This window comes from Ruminococcus sp. RTP21204st1_B2_RTP21204_210225 (assembly GCF_040914135.1).
Classification (GTDB): domain Bacteria; phylum Bacillota; class Clostridia; order Oscillospirales; family Ruminococcaceae; genus Hominimerdicola; species Hominimerdicola aceti.
This window is the reverse complement of sequence record NZ_JBCPGA010000002.1, coordinates 1-18,328: the sequence shown is the minus strand read 5'-3', so window position 1 is coordinate 18,328 and position 18,328 is coordinate 1. Positions and strand designations below refer to the sequence as shown.

Genomic DNA, 18,328 nt, shown 5'->3' with positions numbered 1-18,328 from the left:
GAGGAACAAAAATGCGTATAGGACACGGCTATGACGTCCACAGACTGACCGAGGGCAGAAAGCTCATTCTCGGCGGCGTGGATATACCATATGAAAAAGGACTTTTAGGACATTCCGATGCAGACGTCCTTGCCCATGCCATAATGGATTCCATACTTGGTGCATTGGCACTGGGAGATATCGGCAAGCTTTTCCCCGATAATGACCCCGACTATGAGGGTGCAGACAGTATGAAGCTCATGGAAAAAGTCATAAGCGTTATGACCGAAAAAGGCTGGAAAATAGGCAATATAGACTCCACCATCTGCGCACAGAAGCCGAAGCTTGCCACCTATATCACCTCCATGCGGGAGCGTATAGCAGAAGCCTGCGGCTGCGATATTTCACAGATATCAGTTAAAGCCACCACCGAAGAAAAACTAGGCTTCACAGGCGAGGAACTAGGCATATCCGCCACCGCGGTCTGCCTGCTTGAAAAAATTTGATACAAAACCAAAAGGACTGCTGTCTTAAACCACAGCAGTCCTTTTTATTGCTACTTTGCCTTATGCGCAACTCCGTCATTGTCAATGTTATATCCGTCAACAGTAGTGTTTATGAGCATCATGCCGTAATCATTGAAATAATATCGCTTTCCGCCTATCTTCTTCCAACCTGTCACAACAGTGCCGTTCTTGTTGTTGTAGAACTTCTGCCCACGCCAGCTTACCCAGCCGGACTTTAGATATCCGTCCTCACCGAAGTTGTAATACTTGTAGTCAATGTACACAGGACCTCTCAACGCAACACCATTCTGCAAGAAATATTTCTTTCCTGCAATAGTCGTCCATTCATTCTGCAAAACATGATCGCTGTCAAAATAAAACTCCGTTCCGTCTATTTCTCTCCAGCCTGAAACTGCCTTGCCATCGCCGTCAAAATAATAGGTCTTGTCACCGGCTGTTACCCACTTGTCTTTCTGAGCGCCGTTCTTGTCAATGTAGTAAAGCCCCGAATCATCACTGAACAGCCCCTTTGAAAGCTTGCCGTCATTGTCAAAATGATACAGCTTGTCTTCAATAGTGTGCCAACCTGTAAGTGCAGCCTCGTCCTCACCAATGTAGTAAATTTTTCCCTTTGAAGTAACAAACTCCGACTTAGCCCAAGAGCCGTCCTCTTTCTTGAACTTCCATTCAGCGTCTATTTTAACGATCCCGTCTGCAAGTACGCCCTCGTTTGAGAAGGTGTATTTCTTGTCCCCGTCCTCCTCAAATTCGCCAACAGCCGCCGCACCTGTCAGACCAAAATAATATCTCTTTCCGTCAATGGTCTTCCAGCCTGTAGCCTTCTTGCCGGTTTCCTCATCAAAGTAGAAGTAATAGCCGTTTATTTTATGAAATCCAGTGCAAAGAGTGTGATCAGAGTAGAAATAATACTGATAGAACACCGCCCCGCCGAACTTTTCATAAACCTTTCTGTCATAAGCATTGAATGTCTTTTCACCGAATTTGTCCGCAAGCTCCTCAAGCTTTTGGGTCTCTTTTTCGTCAGGCTTCTCGTCCTTTTTGTAATCGTCCTTCTCAAACTTCACAAGCTTTGATACATTGGATTTGAACTCTTTTATTTTCTTTTTTTCATCATCAGTGTACTGATCCGTATTCGTCCAACCTGTTGCCGCCACATGGGTCGTTTTGTCAAAATAGTAAGTATCTTCGTCAATATCCTCCCAGCCGTCAGCCACAACGCCGCCTCTGCCGAAGTAATAAACATTTCCGCCTATCTCGTTCCAGCCGGAGAGGAGTCTATTTTTCTTATCAAAGTAATAATACTTGTCCTTGATCTTGGTAAAGCCCTTGCCTGCAGAGCCGTCGCCCTTGAAATAATACTTCTCAGGCGGTTCTTCATACCAGCCCTTAGTCATTTTACCGTCATCAGCAAAATGATATCTGTTCTTGTCAATTGTTATCCAGCCCTTGACCATTTCACAGCTATCATTGAAATAATAGCTCTCACCGTCTATCTCCGCAAAGCCCTGAGCGCAAGCCCCTGTAGCTTCATCAGAATAATAATACTTCTTTTCAAGCTCCATCCAGCCCTTGTGAACAGCACCGCTCTCAGAAAAATAATACTTTTTTCCGTCAATGTCCTGCCAGCCTGTGGCCATGTGACCGTCGTCATCATCAAAATAGTATATCTTGCCCTCTATCTCAACAAAGCCCTTAGCCATCTCACCGCTCTTGAGAAAATAATACTGAACATTGTTTATCTTTGCCCAGCCTGTCACACGCTTGCCACTCTCGTCATAGTAATAACCGCCGTCGCTGTCAAAACCCGTGTCAGGGAAGCCGTGATCGTCAAAGTAGTATTCACCGCCGTTTATCTCGCAAAGGCCCGTCCTGAAAATGCCAGACTCCTCAGAGAAATAGTATTCCTCTCCCTTTATTTTCATTTTTCCACGCTGAACAACACCGTCCTTGACATAGTAAGTGTCCCCACGATACTTATGCCAGCCGTCAGCCATAGCGTTGCCCTTGTCGTCAAAAAGATAGCAGGTGTTGTCTATTATCTGATAGCCAAGCGCCTTTTCGCCCGTCTCCTTGACAATATAATAAGTCGAGCCGTCATGGGTGTGCCAGCCCGAAGCATAATAAGCGCCGTAGTATAAATATCCGCCAAAGCCTGCTCCCATAACGATAGTGCAAGCTGCAGCCGCAGCGATCATTTTTTTCTTATCGCTTTTCAGCACCTCATTATATCTGTTGCAAAAATCATTGCCCTCATTGCTGTTTATACTCATAAAGATCCTTCCTGAATTTACACAGTTCTAGTTAGTACAATTATATCACAACAAAATAATAATTTCAATACCGCCGCCCCAATTTTCACACCCCTCACACATAAAAAGCTGCACAGTCCAAATAACTGTACAGCTCATAGAATAAATACCCAAGATAAATGTGCCGTCGAGGACTCCAGCCCCTACAATCTCTCATGACCGCAATTTATCTGTAGTGGCGAACAACATTCGCCTGTCCACCCCCACAACATCTCAGATATACCACGACCCCCACGCCCAAAGCTTTCTCGCCCTCTCCTTTGTCTATTCTGACAGATAAATTACTCATTTCTTACATCACAATACTTGCGTTCATACAGATAATATGTTATAATATATAATGTATATTTATAAATCTAAAGGAGGCTTATTTATGGATCAGCTTATAAAATTACTGAAAAACAACGCCCGTATCACAAACAGCGAGCTTGCCGTTCTTCTCGATAAGTCGGAAGAGCAGGTTGCAGCGGATATCGCCAAGCTTGAAGCAGACGGCGTAATAAAGGGCTATTCCGCGATCGTTGACGAAAGTGCCTATGACCCTAATTCAGTTTTCGCTCTTATAGAACTTAAAGTCACCCCACAGTCACAGTCAGGCTTTGACGAGATAGCAAACCAGATCGCAAGCTATGAGCAGGTGGAATCCGTCCGCCTTATGTCAGGTGCTTATGATATAATCGTTGCCGTGAACGGTGCAAACATCAGGGATATCTCACAGTTTGTTTCCCAAAGACTTGCAACTATCGACGCTGTCCAGTCCACCGCCACACACTTCGTGCTAAAGGTCTATAAAGACAACGGCATCATGATAAGCTCAGATGATAAAGACGAAAGAGGTTTGATCTCCCCATGATAGATTATAATAAAGTGCTTTGCCCTGCCATAAAGGAAATGAAGCCCTCAGGTATCAGAAAATTTTTCGATATCGCACAGCAGCTGGAGGGCGTTATCTCCCTTGGCGTTGGCGAGCCTGACTTCAAAACTCCGTGGCTAATACGTCAGGAGGCTATCTCTACCCTTGAAAAAGGCAAGACCTGCTATACCGCAAACGCAGGTCTGATCGCTCTCCGTGAAGAGATAGCCAAGTATTTTCAGCGTACTATCCACACAAGCTATGACCCTAATAAGGAAATAATCGTCACTGTTGGCGGCTCTGAAGCTATCGACCTTACCATAAGATGCCTTGTCCAACCCGGCGATGAAGTCCTTATAGTCGAACCGTCCTTTGTCTGTTATCGTCCTATCGTCTCCCTGTGCGGCGGCGTTCCAGTGGTCATAGAAACAAAGGAAGAAAACGAGTTCCGACTCACAGCAGACGAGCTTCGTGAAAAAATAACCGACAAAACCAAGCTCCTCGTCCTGCCTTATCCTAATAACCCAACGGGTGCGATAATGCGCCGTGAAGATCTCGAAGCTGTCGCAAAGGTGCTTAAAGATACCAATATCATGATAGCCTCAGACGAGATATATTCCGAGCTTACATATTCAGGCAAGCATTGCTCTATCGCAGAAATAGAGGGTATGCGTGAGCGTACTATCGTCATAAACGGCTTTTCCAAAAGCTTTGCAATGACAGGCTGGCGGCTTGGCTTCCTTGGCGGACCAAAAGAGATAGTGTCCCAAATGCTCAAGCTTCATCAGTATGCTATCATGTCCTCCCCTACTGTCAGCCAGTATGCCGCTATCGTCGCCATGCACAGTTGTCAGAAGGATATAGATGCCATGCGTAACGAGTATAATATCCGCCGTCGCTTTGTGGTGGATTCTTTCAATAAGCTTGGTCTTAAATGCTTTGCACCACAAGGCGCATTCTATGTTTTCCCTTGTATCAAAAGCACAGGCATGACAAGCACCGACTTCTGCGAAAAACTTGTGTACACCAAAAAGGTAGCCGTCGTGCCGGGAGATGCTTTCGGCGAGTGCGGAGAGGGCTATGTGCGTGTCTCCTACGCCTATTCCCTTAACCACCTGAGAGAGGCTATCAAACGTATCGGAGAATTTTTAGAGGATATCAAAAATGGTAACGTGCAGTAATTTAAAAATAAAAGCCTACGGAAAAATAAATCTTGCATTGGATATCGTTGGTAAACGTGATGACGGCTACCATATGCTAAATACTGTCATGCAGTCAGTGTCCTGCTTCGACCTCCTGGACTTTACCCTCTCAGAGGGCGAGGGCATAGAGCTTACCTGCAAACTTGACAGCTTTCCAAAGGGCGAGGATAATATCATCACAAAAGCCTACCATGCCTTTGCCGACTTCACCCATGTTGACTTCGGCTGTAAAATAACAGTGAATGTGGAGAAAAACCTCCCCTCACAAGCCGGCATGGGCGGAGGAAGTGCAGACGCCGCCGCTACCCTTAGAGCCTTGGACTTCATGTTTGATACAAGGCTCACCGATGAACAGCTCTGCTCCATAGGCGTGGCTCTGGGTGCAGACGTGCCTTTCTGTATTACAGGCGGCACAAGGCTCTGTCAGGGCGTTGGCGAAATAATGAGCAACCTGCCCTCACCCGACTGCGCTTTCGTCATAATAAAACCAGACGTGGGTATCTCCACCCCCGAAGCTTTCAAAAAATATGACAGCATTTCAAACCCAAAACGCTGTAATATGGACGTCCTGCTGAGATATATCGGCGGCGGAAAGCTTTTCGGCATATGCTCAAACCTTTTCAATGTGCTGGAATATGCCGCCGACCGTGAGGAGATAACTCATGCAGTGCAGGAGCTTAAAAACAGCGGAGCTCTCTCCGCCCTTATGACAGGAAGCGGCTCAGCCGTTTTTGGAATTTTCCCCGATATCGCTTCCGCACAAACAGCCGCAGAAAAGCTGTCAGGCTGGAGCTATAAGTGCGTTTGTCAGCCTGTAAAACAGGGCTGGGAATTTGTATATTAATGAGGTGAAATAATTGAGCAGAAATAAATGCAGAATTTGCGGATACCACTTTAAAAGCGATGATGAGATAATTTGTCCTGAGTGCTTCACAGCCCGTGACGAGGATATAAGCTGTAACAGCCTTTCAGATGACCTGCACTCTCATGATCTCCGTGCCGATAACGAGCAGGACGGCTGGTTCGGTCAGTCTGAAAATGACACCTTCAAAGAAGAAAAGAACGATTTCGTTTCCGAGGAACGTAAAGAGGAAGCAAGGGACGAGAATTTCCAAAGCACCTATACCCCACCTAAAAACCCGACCCCTCCCCCAAGCTATTCAAATTCAAGAGCCGAAAAGCTTGCCGCCCTCAATAACTACAGCCAACAGCGTACAAGCTATAACCGCCCAAACAACAGCTCCTATAGCTTCAACGCCACTAACATAAACCACTCTAACAAAAAGAATGGCGGCAAAGGCTGTGCCACCGCCGTTGTGGTCATAATAATCCTTATGGCTATCCTCCCAACTATCATAGGCTTTGTCTCATCAAAAATAATTTCAAGCAAATATGACGACTATAACTATGACTACGATTATGACGATACCTATAGTGAAGCCGAAGATGACTACACCGACCATTCCAACCTCTATGTAGCGCAAGACGCTGAGGACGGTACCTACAGCGTTCAGTATCAAGGCTATACCCTCACCGAACGCAAAGTAAGCGACCTGACCGATGAGGAAAGAAACTCCCTTTCAGGCGGTATTATAAGCGGTGACACAGTATGGGAAATAGACCTCGACCTTGATGTTAATATCAGCGATAGCAACAGACAGGTAAAATTCACCTTTGCCTACAACACCGCCTATGACGAAAACGATAATTCGTTTTTCTCAAACAACTTCTTCCCCGGTGAAAGCGACTACGAAGACGATATGACCTATACGATCAAGTTCCTTGTCCCAGCCGATTCAAAGCGCACCACGTTCACAGCCTGCTTCCAGAATGACGATTTTATAACAGATTCATTCCAGTTCAATATCCCCCTTGACGAAAACACAGACTCATCAGGCGACCTATCCTCTGACTCCTACACCAAAATAGGCGGAGCTGACACAGCGGCATGAACGATATCCTTAAAAGCTGTACCCTCTGCCCAAGAGAGTGCAAAGTGAACAGATACGAGCATAAAGGCTTCTGCGGTGAAACTGCCAAAGTAAGGATAGCCCGAGCCGAGCTTCATATGTGGGAAGAACCTTGTATCAGTGGCACAGAAGGCTCAGGCACAGTGTTTTTCTCAGGCTGCTGTCTGAAATGCTGTTTCTGCCAAAACTACGAAATATCCGCTCAAAGCAAAGGCTTTGAGCTTACCGAGCAAGAGCTTGCAGACACTTTTCTGCGGCTTCAATCAATGGGCGCAAACAACATAAACCTCGTCAATCCCACCCATTTCGTTCCGCAAATAATCAAAGCGCTCGACCTCTGTAAAGATAAGCTCACTATCCCCGTGGTCTATAACAGCGGCGGTTATGAAAAGCCCCAAACGCTGGAGCTTCTTCGTGGCTATGTGCAGATATTTCTACCCGACCTTAAATATTTTGATCCTACACTTTCGGATAAATATTCCAAAGCCGCAGACTATTTTGAAAACGCCGCTGCTTCAATACATAAAATGGCAGAGCTTTCAGGCAAGCCAACCTTTGACGAAAAGGGCATGATGCAGAGCGGCACAATAGTCCGCCACCTTGTCCTCCCTACCCACCGTAAAGACTCCATAAAGCTTATGGAGTGGCTAGGCAAAAATTTTGCCAAAAACGAAATAATGATAAGTCTTATGAGCCAGTTCACCCCAGTGTATAAAGCCTTTGACTACAAAGAGCTTTGCCGTAAGACATCAACTTTCGAGTATAACACCGTCATTGACGCCGTGAACAAATACGGTTTTGAAGGTTTTGTCCAAAGCCGCACATCCGCCGCCAAAGATTTTATCCCCAAATTTTATGACGAAAAATACTACTGATATCCAATTTTTTATCGGACTGCCATGCTAACACAGACAGCCCGATATTTTTGTAATAAAATTGTTATACATTCCCTATTGACATTTTGAACAAAAAAGTTTATAATGTTAATGTAAGTTTGGTAAAACAAACTTGAATGGGGTAACTTATGGGGTAAACATTAGTCACCAACCGTAAAAAGGGCAGCAAAATTGCCGCCTGCATATAAGTTATCGAAAAGAGGTCATGCAAATGTCAAAGGCTTTCGGTTCAAGATATTCCATTGAAAATTCCGAGGAAGCAAAGGAGTATTTTGAGTTTGTAAAGGACCTGCTTGACAGCGATGTTGTAAACGAAATGAAAAATTTTCGTCATCACTATAGTACGACTTGCTATCAGCATTGCATCAATGTATCCTACTATAACTATCTCGTTTGCAGAAAATTGGGACTAAATTCAAGATCCGCAGCAAGAGCAGGTCTGCTTCACGATCTGTTTCTTTATGATTGGCGGGATCGTGAGAAGAAAAAAGGCGAAATGCCTCACGGAATGACCCACCCAAAGGTCGCACTCAACAATGCGAAACAGCATTTTGAGATAGGCAAACGTGAGGAGGATATGATAGTCAAGCATATGTGGCCGCTGACCCTGAAATTCCCTAAATACGCTGAATCTTACGTTATCGTGTGTATCGACAAATACACCGCAATGTTGGAAATAGGCTCTTATTTGGGTCAGAAAATGAAAGAAAAAGCGAAAGCAATGCGAACAAAACAGCATTAAACCAAAGCGGACAGGCACACACCTGTCCGCTTTCAGTTTGTTGACAAATTCCTAAATAAATGTACAATTGATCGTACACTTATATAAATGCAAAAAGACCGCCCCTAAGATAAGGGACGGTCTTTCCCGTTTATCAGGCAAAATAAACGGATATTGGTGTTTAGTGAATGTCGTTGTAAAGTGCAATGTAATCCTTGGCGGACTTTGTCCAACTGAAATTCTGCTTGAGCGCAGTGTTCACAAGCCTGCCCCACTTCATCTTGTCATCATAGTATGCCCTGGCTCTAACAACAGCGTCAAGCATATCATGTGCGTTGTAGGACTTGAAAGTAAAGCCGTTTCCATTCTTGTCGCCTGCATCATGGATACTGTCTCTCAAACCGCCTGTCTCTCTTACGATAGGTATAGTACCATATCTCAGAGCGATCATCTGAGCCAAACCGCAAGGCTCGCTCTGCGACGGCATAAGGAACATATCCGCACCAGCGTATATCTTCTTGGACAGCTCAGGCACAAAACCAATGGTCAGACCCACTCTGTCAGGATAACGATAATGCATTTCGCTGAAAAAGTCCTCATATATCTTCTCGCCCGAACCAAGAATAGCAAACTTGCAGCCAAGTCTGATGATGTCCTCAAACACATACTTGATAAGGTCAAGACCCTTGTGTGAAACAAATCTCGTTACGATACCGATAACAGGCTCTTTTCCATGTGCCATGCCAAGCTCGCTGAGCAAAGCGTGCTTGCAAACAGCCTTGCCCGTCTTGTCATTCAAACTATAATTCTTAGCAATAACAGGATCAGTTGCAGGATCATAGATCTTCTGATCTATACCATTAAGTATTCCGCAAAGCTTGTATTGCTTGTTCACAAGCTCTCTGTCAAGACCATGTGAATACCATGGATCAAGTATCTCCCAAGCATAGCTTGGCGAAACTGTCGTCACCTTGTCAGCCGTTTCAATAGCAGCCTTCATAAAGTTCACATCACCGTCATATGAAAGCAGATCCGTATGATAAAGCGGAATGCCCATAATATCGTTGATAAGTTCTAAGCCATATTGTCCCTGATACTGAATATTGTGTATGGTAAATACCGTCTTGATATCCTCATAACCCTGCTGATAGCGGTAGAAAATATCATAATAAACAGGAACAAGTGCCGTCTGCCAGTCATTGGCGTTTATAACATTCGGCTTAAAGTCGATGTATCTCAGCAGCTCGAGAACTGCCCTTGAGAAGAATATAAATCTCTCAGCATCATCATAAAAGCCATACAAGCCGTTTCTCTGGAAGTAATACTCATTATCCAAAAGATAATAAGTCACTCCGTTCACAACGCCTGTAAAAACGCCGCAGTATTGATTTCTCCATGCCACCGGCACAGTGAAATTCGTAACATATGTCAGCTTGTCCTTAAGCTCCTGCCTGATAGAGCTGTAATAAGGTATCACGACTCTGCAATCGTGACCCTCGGCATTGATAGCCGCAGGCAGTGAGCCTGCAACATCAGCCAATCCACCTGAAGCAATAAAAGGCAAAGCCTCACTTGCAGTATAAAGTATGTTCATATCCGAACCCTCTTTCCTAAGTCATTGCGACCTTTTTATACAGAAGCTCCCTTTCCTACATACATAGGATACTGTGGCGAGCTTGTAAGGATATGGTTTTCACAGATAGAAACGTTCTTGTCTGTGATAAGATAGCTAAGCTCAGCATTGTCACCAACAACAGTACCCTGCATAAGGATACAGTTCTTGACCTTTGCACCCTTGCCTACCTTAACGCCTCTGAACAGTACAGAGTTCTCTACCTCGCCCTCTATGATACAGCCGTCAGCAATAAGAGAATTTGATACCTTGCTGTCCAGATCGTACTTAACAGGAGCGTTGTCGCTTACCTTTGTGTAGATAGAACGCTTTGGAACGAACAGCTTGCGTGCATTCTCAGGTTCAAGCAGAGCCATGTTTGACTTAAAGTAGCTTTCAGGGCTGTTGAGCTTGCTGAAATAGTTATCGTACTCGTAGATCTTTATCTTAAGCTCTCTGCACTTCTCCTGAAGAATATTTCTCTCAAAGCTTACATTTCCTCTAGCCATTGCGTCATTAACGGTTTCAATAAGGAAATCCATTGACATAACGAACACATTAAGGCTAGTCGTGCAAGTGCCGCTGATGTCAGGATTGATAAGAACAGAGGTTACGTTCTTGTCAGCGTCAACGTTGAATACTGTTGAAGTCTTTATATCATCAGAGCTGTAAACGCCAGTATGTGCAACAGCAGTAATATCAGCACCGCTCTCGATGTGAGCCGCAACGATAGGCTTGTAATCAATATTAGTTACAACGTCGCAGTCTGAAAGGATAACATATTTAGCTCTTGAATGCTTGATAAAGCTCATCGCACCATAAAGAGCCTCGATCCTGCCTCTGTAAAGAGTGCTTTCAACGTTGCCGAATGGAGGCAGAATGTAAAGTCCACCCTTTTTTCTTGCCAGATCCCACTCTCTTGCAGAGCCGAGGTGATCCAGAAGTGACTGATAGTTAGATTTTGTTATAACACCGACCTCGCTTATGCCGCTGTTTACCATGTTAGACAGTGGGAAGTCGATAAGGCGGTATCTTCCGCCGAACATTACAGAACCCATAGTTCTGTTCTTTGTCATGTCGCCAAGAGTCGTGTCGTGCATATTAGCGAAAACAAGACCCAGTACGTTACCCATATTTACATCCATGTTTACTCGGTCCTTTCTTAGATATTCTCGTAAATTATTGCCTTTGGTGCAACAACACTGCCGTCAGAAACGGTCAGATTATTGCCCACTACAGCAACGCCCCATGAGTCCTTGTCCTCGATAGTTTCAGGTCTTGCACCGATCTGAGCGTTCTCACCGATAACAGTGTTCTCGCCAACGATAGCATACTCGACCTTTGCACCCTTCTTGACAACTGCGCCAGGCATAAGGATAGAGTCAAGTATCTCAGCGCCTTCCTCAACAGTAACGCCGTCAGAGATCATTGAGAACTCTACAGAGCCGTCGATAACACAGCCCTCTGTTACCATAGAGTTCTGTACCTGAGCGTTCTTGCCTATGCTCTGCGGAGGCATAACAGGGTTTCTTGAGTATATCTTCCAGCTTGTGTCATAAAGATCGATAGGAATGTTAGGATTGATAAGGTCCATATTTGCTTCCCAAAGAGAGTCGATAGTTCCAACGTCCTTCCAGTAGCCGTCAAAACGATAAGCCACAAGCTTCTCGCCTGCTTCTCTCATGTCAGGGATAATGTTCTTGCCGAAGTCCTTTGAAGCTTCCTTGTCGTTCTCATTAGCGATAAGATAAGCTTTCAGCTTCTTCCAAGTGAATATGTAAATACCCATTGAAGCAAGAGTTGAACGAGGGTTCTTTGGCTTCTCCTCGAAGTCGATGATGTTGTCGTCCTCGTCGGTTATCATGATGCCGAAACGTGAAGCCTCTTCCTTTGGAACGTCCAGAACAGCGATAGTAGCGTCAGCGTTCTTAGCCTTGTGATATTCCAGCATCTTGTTGTAATCCATTTTGTAGATATGGTCGCCTGAAAGAACAACAACATACTCAGGGTCATATCTGTCTACAAAAGCGATATTCTGATAAATAGCGTTTGCAGTACCCGAATACCAGTCAGCGCCTGAAGCTGTCTGATAAGGAGGAAGCACATGAACGCCTCCGTGTATTCTGTCAAGATCCCAAGGCTGACCGTTTCCAATGTACTCATTGAGTACCAATGGCTGATACTGTGTCAGCACGCCCACTGTGTCGATACCTGAATTGATACAGTTCGAGAGAGGGAAATCAATGATACGATACTTAGCACCGAAAGGTACTGCCGGTTTTGCAACGCTCTGTGTCAGGGCATACAATCTGCTTCCCTGACCGCCTGCCAGCAGCATTGCAACACATTCTTTTTTGTTGAACATAATTAATTCACCCACCAATTTTTATTAAGTCTATATTACTCAGCCTTTTTAGCTGTGGACTTCTTAGTTGTTTTCGCCTTAGCGGCTTTCTTGACAGCAGTTTTCTTAGCCGCCGTCTTTGTCTTTTTCTTATTCTCTGCCTTTTTCTCAGGCACAGGTCTTTCCTCTTTCTTCACCGTGAAATACATACAGGAGAACGCAGGAATGTCGATACAAACAGACTGATCGAAGCCGTGCATCTTCTCATCAACAGCCTTTACAGTGCCGTTAGTGCAAGGGGATCCGTCAACAGAAGACGAGTTGAACACCTCTGTATAGCTGCCCCAGTAAGGAACGCCAAAGCAGTATGACTTTCTTTCCACAGGAACGAAGTTGCAAACCACGATGACCTCTCCGCCGTTTTTGTCAAAACGTCTGAAGATGATGATACTCTGCTTGAAATCGTCATTTGATATCCAGCTAAAGCCCTCCCAAGAGAAATCTCTCTCCCAGAACTGAGGGTGGTCAAGATAGAAATGATTGAGGTTCTTGGAGTAGTTCAGATAATTGCGGTGGTTCTCATATTCGTCCACCATGAACCATTCCAGACCATTCTCGTAATCCCACTCTCTGAACTGAGCAAAATCAGCACCCATGAACAGAAGCTTCTTACCTGGGTGAGCCATCATATAAGCCATGAACAGCTTGCACTGCTTGAACTTATTGTCGATATCTCCACCATACATTTTATTTACCAATGAAGCCTTACCATGCACCACCTCGTCATGAGAGATAGGCAAAATAAAGTTTTCAGAGAAAGCATAGAAGAATGAGAACGTGAGCATATCATGATGAAAAGCTCTGTCAATAGGGTCAAGAGCCATATATTTGAGCATATCGTTCATCCAGCCCATGTTCCACTTGAAGTTGAAGCCAAGACCGCCGTCGCTCGCAGGCTTTGTTACCATAGGCCATGAAGTTGACTCTTCGGCTATCATAAGGGTATTAGGGTTTCTTCCGAACACAGCGGTATTGAGATCCTTGAAGAACTGAACAGCTTCAAGATTTTCCTTGCCACCGAACTTGTTAGGCGTCCACTCTCCGTCACGTCTGTCATAGTCAAGATAAAGCATAGACGCAACAGCGTCAACTCTCAGACCGTCAACGTGATATTTTTCTATCCAGTAAAGAGCGTTTGAGATAAGAAATGACTTTACCTCGCCCTTTGAATAATCGAAAACTCTCGTTCCCCAAGTGAGGTGATCTGCCTTTTTCGGGTCAGAGTATTCATATGACGGACCTCCGTCAAACTCGAACAGTCCAGCTTCATCTCTAGGAAAATGCGCAGGCACCCAATCAAGGATAACGCCTATTCCCGCCAAATGGAAAAGGTCTATCATTTTCATGAAGTCATAAGGCGTGCCGAAACGTGAAGTCGGCGCAAAATAGCCGATACCCTGATAGCCCCAAGAGCCGTCAAAAGGATATTCCGCCAACGGCATAAGCTCAATATGAGTATAGCCCATTTCCTTTATATAAGGGATTATAGTATCTGCAAATCTAACATATGAGAAATATTTTCCGTCAGGACAAGCCTTCCATGAATTGAGGTGTACCTCATAGATATTCATAGGACAATTGTAGATATCCTTAGACTTCTTCTCGGTCATCCACTTTTTATCGCTCCAAAGATAATCGTCTATATCGAAAACCTTTGAGCCGGTGTTCGGAGCGACCTCCATGTGTGTGCCGTACGGATCAGCCTTATAATGGGTCTTGCCGTCACAGCCGTGTATACAGTATTTATATGTATCATAAGTCTGAAGCCCTGTAACAAAAGCCTCCCACACCTCTGAGTCGTCTATCTTCTCCATTGGAGTGGCATTTTCGTCCCAGTCATTGAAATCTCCCACAACAGAAATGCCCTCAGCGTGTGCTGCCCAGACTCTGAAATAATATCCTTCTAAGCCGTCTTTCTCTCCCTTATGGCAGCCAAGAAACTTATATGTTTCGCAGTTTGTGCCATTGTGGAAAAGATAGAGCGGCAGTTCATAATCCTTTGGAATAATATCTATCATAATTCAGCCTCCCTTGTCTTTTTGTGAAAACCGCTGAATAATTTCGGTGTTTCATATTTATATTTTAATCTTTTTTGAACAAATTTGCAATAGTTTTAGTAGTTATTCTCGTATTCGCACATATTTCAACAGACGTTTTTATATATTTTGCACAATAGATTTTATATGATAACATAGAAAAAGTAAAGTCAAAGTATACAAAAGTAAAAATCACAGGCAAAAGTCGGCCAAGTCATTTACATTCATTTTTCATTCTCGTCACGAAGGAAAATTTTTGCGGCAATAATAGTTATATCGTCACGCCTGCCTCCTGTTCGCTGAGCAAGCGCCTTTGTGCCAAGCGCCGTGACTATCTCCTGAGCGTTCATTCCGTTACAGCGGAGTATCTCTCGTGCTGTAGCGTCCTCGACACCGTCTGAGGTCATAAGCAGAACGTCCCCGTCAAAGAGCTTAAGCTCGCTCACATCAGGAGTACACTCCGCAAGTATCCCAGCAGGAAAAGCCTGTCCGCCGATAGCTTTAAGACCGCCGTCACGGAAAAGAAAGCTTTGCGCCGCACCCGATTTCAGAAACTGCACCGTTCCGCCATTAAGTTCCAGCCGCATTATATCAAGAGTCGCAAAAGATTCCTCCCAGCCCTTAACTCTGAGCATGGAATTTATAAGCCTATGGGCTGTCTGCATAGACATTCCCGATCGTATGAGCCTTGTAACAAGACTTACGGAAAACAATGAATCCAGTCTTGCTCTTTTTCCTGTTCCCATGCCGTCTGAAAGGACGATATACTTTTCGTTGACGCTTGAATCGAAGACTTCAAAGCTGTCCCCCGAATATTCTCCGCTTGACGAAGCTGAAAAGCTTTTTATATCAACTGTGAATTTCGGTATTTCCGCAAAGGACATTCTGGTTATATTATCCACCTTGACTATCACAGGCATATCAAGGTCATAGTCTATCATTTCTGAAAGCGTTGCTGTGAGCCTTACAAGATCACCCCTGAACTGCGCAGTTATAAAAACGTCCACACGCTGACAAAGGTTTTCGTCTATGTAAACGCAGGCTTTCACATTTGGATAGCCAAGGTTAGAGAAATGCTCCCTTACTCTTGCTGAAAGCTGAGGATCAACGCTTCTCACCTGACCTGCCCTGAAAGAAAGGTCGGATAAGATATCCTCCATGGAGGAAAGCTGTTCGCTTAAAAACTCACGCATTTCACGAACTCTCATGCTGTCGGCACGTTCTGCCACAAAGTCGGTATACAATTCATTAAAGCTTTTGCAAAGAAGCGACTTTCTCACACAGCCACCCAAATGCTTTTCAACGTCGTCAAGGCTGAGGTTATTATATGTACAAACTATGCTTTCAAGCTTTGAAAAGCTGTCATCAAGCTGTACACAACGCTTACTGCACACTGAGTACATATCGCAATCGGTACAAACAACAGATCGTACACGCTTTGACAGTGTAGCTTCCTTTGAGCGTTTATCTATCGCCGCAGTGACCATTGTAAGCTGACCTCTGATACCGCCCAGAGTTCTCGAAGCCATATTTAGCTTTGAAGAAGTGGTCTGTCCTACAAGGTCAACGGAATTTTTCACTCCCACCACTTTTTTTGCCACCCTTTTTATCACAGGAACAGGCAGGGCGATAAAAAGCACAGAGCCTATAAGCAAATCAGCAAACATTGAAAATGTATCACCGTTCACGCCCATTGCCACAAGGCTAACAAGTGAAACTGCAAGGAAAACAAGCACTATCACAAGAGAGCCGAATTGCAGGAAAGCTCCGCAGATAAGTCCTGACGTGGCAAGCAAAAGTGTATTTCTCGCAAGTGACGGAGTACAAAGGAGTACACCGCAGGTGGTCAATGCACCAACAACTGCACCGCCTATATTTCTATACTTTCGCACTGCCATAAGCATAAACAAAGTGCCTGCTATCCTGCCCAGGTTCACCACATGGAGCGGTGCGGCAGTAATGGTCGAGATAAACATAATATAAAGTATAGCTGTGAAAACTCCGTTTATTCCTGTGAGGTCAAAAACACCGCTTCGGTTTCTTTGACGTTTTACGGTCAATGCAATAAAAACAACACAGCCACACATGAGCGAGCTTATCATTCGCAGTGAAGCCGTATATGTATCCGACGGCATTGCCACCGACATTACACAGCTGAAAAGAAGCATTGCTCCTGTTGTGAGGAGCGACACAAAAACAGGGTCGTCCTTATGGTCAGCAGAGGGCATCACAAGCCTTACCGCACCTATAACAAGTATCGCACAAAGCTGAACGATACCCTCTGAGAATGTTCCGCTTACAAAATATGCAAGTGCAGAGCCTAAAAAAGCAGGTATCACATTAGTTCCCGAAAGCACCGCCACCGCCACGTTCATTGACGAGGGGAAGCCTAAGATTTTTCCGAAGCTTGCCGCAAACGCTGCTGCCGCCGATAAAACAGCCATAAGTACATTCGTTTTGCCTGAGGTATGAAATTTTGCTGTATGCCGTATTTTTTCCATTGCTTATCACGTCCTATGTTTCCAAAATGTAATAATTACATTTTAGCAGGACTATCAAGCGAAAGGTGTCGCAATATGGGCTTGAAATTGAAATACTGACCAAATTTACGGACAGATCTCATAACTTTCAACGTCATGAAAATCTGCTGTTGAAATTCGGGATAGTTGCCGAGCAACTGGCGAACGAAACGGGACGTCGCATTTCTGCTTGCAGAAACTGAGCCGCTCCCCTACAAGTAACGAAGTCTAATTGTACAAAAATATGTATAATTAGACAAGCTTTCTAAGGGCTTCGGAAAAGGTTATGAATTGTTCCATGGAAAGAGCTTCAGGACGGACGGAGGCAGGCAGGTCGCTTTGCTCTATCGCCTGATTTACTATAGATTTATCTATGCCCATTGATGATGATACGGAATTTGAGAGGGTCTTTCTTCGCTGTGAAAATGCTCCCCTAGCGACTTTAAAAAAGAACTTTTCGTCCGTCACGCCCTCGGGGGTCTTATCACGGATATCGAATCGCACCACGCAGCTGTCAACGTTAGGCGAGGGCATGAAGCTTCCTCGTGATACGTTGAAAAGCAGTTTCGGTACAGAAAAATAATTTATTGCCACTGTGACTGCTCCCATATCTCTTGTACCCATAGGGGCACAAAGACGTGTGCCTGCTTCTTTCTGCACCATGACAGTAACAGACTTTATGGGCAGACGTTCTTCAAGGAGCATCATTAATATAGGCGAGGTTATATAGTAAGGCAGATTTGCACAAACGGCAACGTCCATGCCCTGAAATTCCTCGGCAATAAGCTTATGGAGGTCAGTTTCCATGACGTCGGCGTTTATTATCTTCACATTGTCATATTCTGCAAGAGTTTCTGCAAGGACCGGCATAAGCCTGTCGTCAATTTCGATAGCCACCACCTTGTCGGCACGTTTGGCAAGCTCGTTTGTGAGAACGCCTATGCCTGTGCCTATCTCGATTATGCCGAAGCCTTTTTTTGCATTGCCCATTTCGGCTATCTTGGGGCAAACGGAAGGATTCACTAAGAAATTCTGACCGAGAGCCTTGGAGAAAGTGAAATTATGTCTTGCGAGAACATCTTTTATCACACTTATATTAGAAAGATTATCCATTTATTAATACACCTCAGATTAACTGATAAATCGACAAAAAATTAACAAAATAATTATATCATATTAACAAAAGATTGTCAACTGATTTGGAAAAGAATAATATTCCTATGTGTAGTGCTACAATAGATATTGGACAAAATTAAGAAAAAAGAAAAGAGAGATAGGCAAAAATCTGATAAAATAAAGT

15 protein-coding genes are annotated in these 18,328 nt (G+C 44.5%); 7 read left to right on the top strand and 8 right to left on the bottom strand.

All coding sequences use genetic code 11. From position 1 onward, the window contains the following. Positions 1-11: 11 nt before the first annotated feature. A complete protein-coding gene (ispF, locus tag AB5123_RS00905; RefSeq protein ID WP_118123575.1) occupies positions 12-485 on the top strand; it encodes a 2-C-methyl-D-erythritol 2,4-cyclodiphosphate synthase in 474 nt (157 codons plus the stop codon). A gap of 50 nt (positions 486-535) precedes the next feature. On the opposite strand, the gene AB5123_RS00900 is transcribed toward ispF, so the two are convergent. After that, the gene (locus AB5123_RS00900; protein ID WP_278634411.1) at positions 536-2,776 is read right to left on the bottom strand and encodes a cell wall-binding protein; all 2,241 of its coding nucleotides are present in this window, start codon (positions 2,774-2,776) and stop codon (positions 536-538) included. Between the two features lie 205 nt (positions 2,777-2,981). Next, a complete protein-coding gene (locus AB5123_RS00895) occupies positions 2,982-3,104 on the bottom strand; it encodes a hypothetical protein (protein WP_279309995.1) in 123 nt (40 codons plus the stop codon). Between the two features lie 84 nt (positions 3,105-3,188). Here AB5123_RS00895 and AB5123_RS00890 point away from each other — a divergent pair, with 84 nt between their 5' ends. The 6 genes from AB5123_RS00890 to AB5123_RS00865 all read left to right on the top strand — a co-directional run bounded on the left by AB5123_RS00890 (position 3,189) and on the right by AB5123_RS00865 (position 8,478). Continuing rightward, positions 3,189-3,668, top strand: a complete 480-nt coding sequence (locus AB5123_RS00890) for an Lrp/AsnC family transcriptional regulator (RefSeq protein WP_302833243.1) — start codon at positions 3,189-3,191, stop codon at positions 3,666-3,668. Next, entirely contained in the window at positions 3,665-4,849 is a 1,185-nt protein-coding gene (locus AB5123_RS00885; protein WP_278643061.1) for an aminotransferase class I/II-fold pyridoxal phosphate-dependent enzyme, read from the top strand. The genes AB5123_RS00890 and AB5123_RS00885 overlap by 4 nt, the downstream gene beginning before the upstream one ends. Continuing rightward, a complete protein-coding gene (ispE, locus tag AB5123_RS00880) occupies positions 4,833-5,714 on the top strand; it encodes a 4-(cytidine 5'-diphospho)-2-C-methyl-D-erythritol kinase (RefSeq protein WP_195248919.1) in 882 nt (293 codons plus the stop codon). Before AB5123_RS00885 ends, ispE begins: the two co-directional genes overlap by 17 nt. Positions 5,715-5,727: 13 nt before the next feature. Beyond that, entirely contained in the window at positions 5,728-6,822 is a 1,095-nt protein-coding gene (locus AB5123_RS00875; RefSeq protein ID WP_368364450.1) for a hypothetical protein, read from the top strand. Next, positions 6,819-7,715, top strand: a complete 897-nt coding sequence (locus tag AB5123_RS00870) for a radical SAM protein (protein WP_278634406.1) — start codon at positions 6,819-6,821, stop codon at positions 7,713-7,715. The genes AB5123_RS00875 and AB5123_RS00870 overlap by 4 nt, the downstream gene beginning before the upstream one ends. 232 nt (positions 7,716-7,947) lie before the next feature. Beyond that, complete coding sequence (locus tag AB5123_RS00865; RefSeq protein WP_022287950.1) at positions 7,948-8,478, top strand: HDIG domain-containing metalloprotein; 531 nt, start codon at positions 7,948-7,950, stop codon at positions 8,476-8,478. Between the two features lie 160 nt (positions 8,479-8,638). Here AB5123_RS00865 and AB5123_RS00860 read toward each other — a convergent pair whose 3' ends face one another. The 6 genes from AB5123_RS00860 to rsmA all read right to left on the bottom strand — a co-directional run bounded on the left by AB5123_RS00860 (position 8,639) and on the right by rsmA (position 18,141). After that, positions 8,639-10,051, bottom strand: coding sequence for a glycogen synthase (locus tag AB5123_RS00860; protein ID WP_022287951.1), 1,413 nt, complete (start codon positions 10,049-10,051; stop codon positions 8,639-8,641). Positions 10,052-10,086: 35 nt separating this feature from the next. Next, the gene (gene glgD, locus AB5123_RS00855) at positions 10,087-11,214 is read right to left on the bottom strand and encodes a glucose-1-phosphate adenylyltransferase subunit GlgD (protein WP_046440830.1); all 1,128 of its coding nucleotides are present in this window, start codon (positions 11,212-11,214) and stop codon (positions 10,087-10,089) included. A gap of 17 nt (positions 11,215-11,231) precedes the next feature. Then, complete coding sequence (locus tag AB5123_RS00850; protein WP_022287953.1) at positions 11,232-12,434, bottom strand: glucose-1-phosphate adenylyltransferase; 1,203 nt, start codon at positions 12,432-12,434, stop codon at positions 11,232-11,234. Between the two features lie 35 nt (positions 12,435-12,469). Then, entirely contained in the window at positions 12,470-14,491 is a 2,022-nt protein-coding gene (glgB, locus tag AB5123_RS00845) for a 1,4-alpha-glucan branching protein GlgB (protein WP_337777512.1), read from the bottom strand. Positions 14,492-14,733: 242 nt separating this feature from the next. Next, positions 14,734-17,010 (bottom strand): SpoIIE family protein phosphatase, encoded by a 2,277-nt coding sequence (locus AB5123_RS00840; RefSeq protein WP_288162418.1) that lies wholly within the window; start codon positions 17,008-17,010, stop codon positions 14,734-14,736. A gap of 270 nt (positions 17,011-17,280) precedes the next feature. Further along, entirely contained in the window at positions 17,281-18,141 is an 861-nt protein-coding gene (rsmA, locus tag AB5123_RS00835) for a 16S rRNA (adenine(1518)-N(6)/adenine(1519)-N(6))-dimethyltransferase RsmA (protein ID WP_118161714.1), read from the bottom strand. Positions 18,142-18,328: the final 187 nt, after the last annotated feature.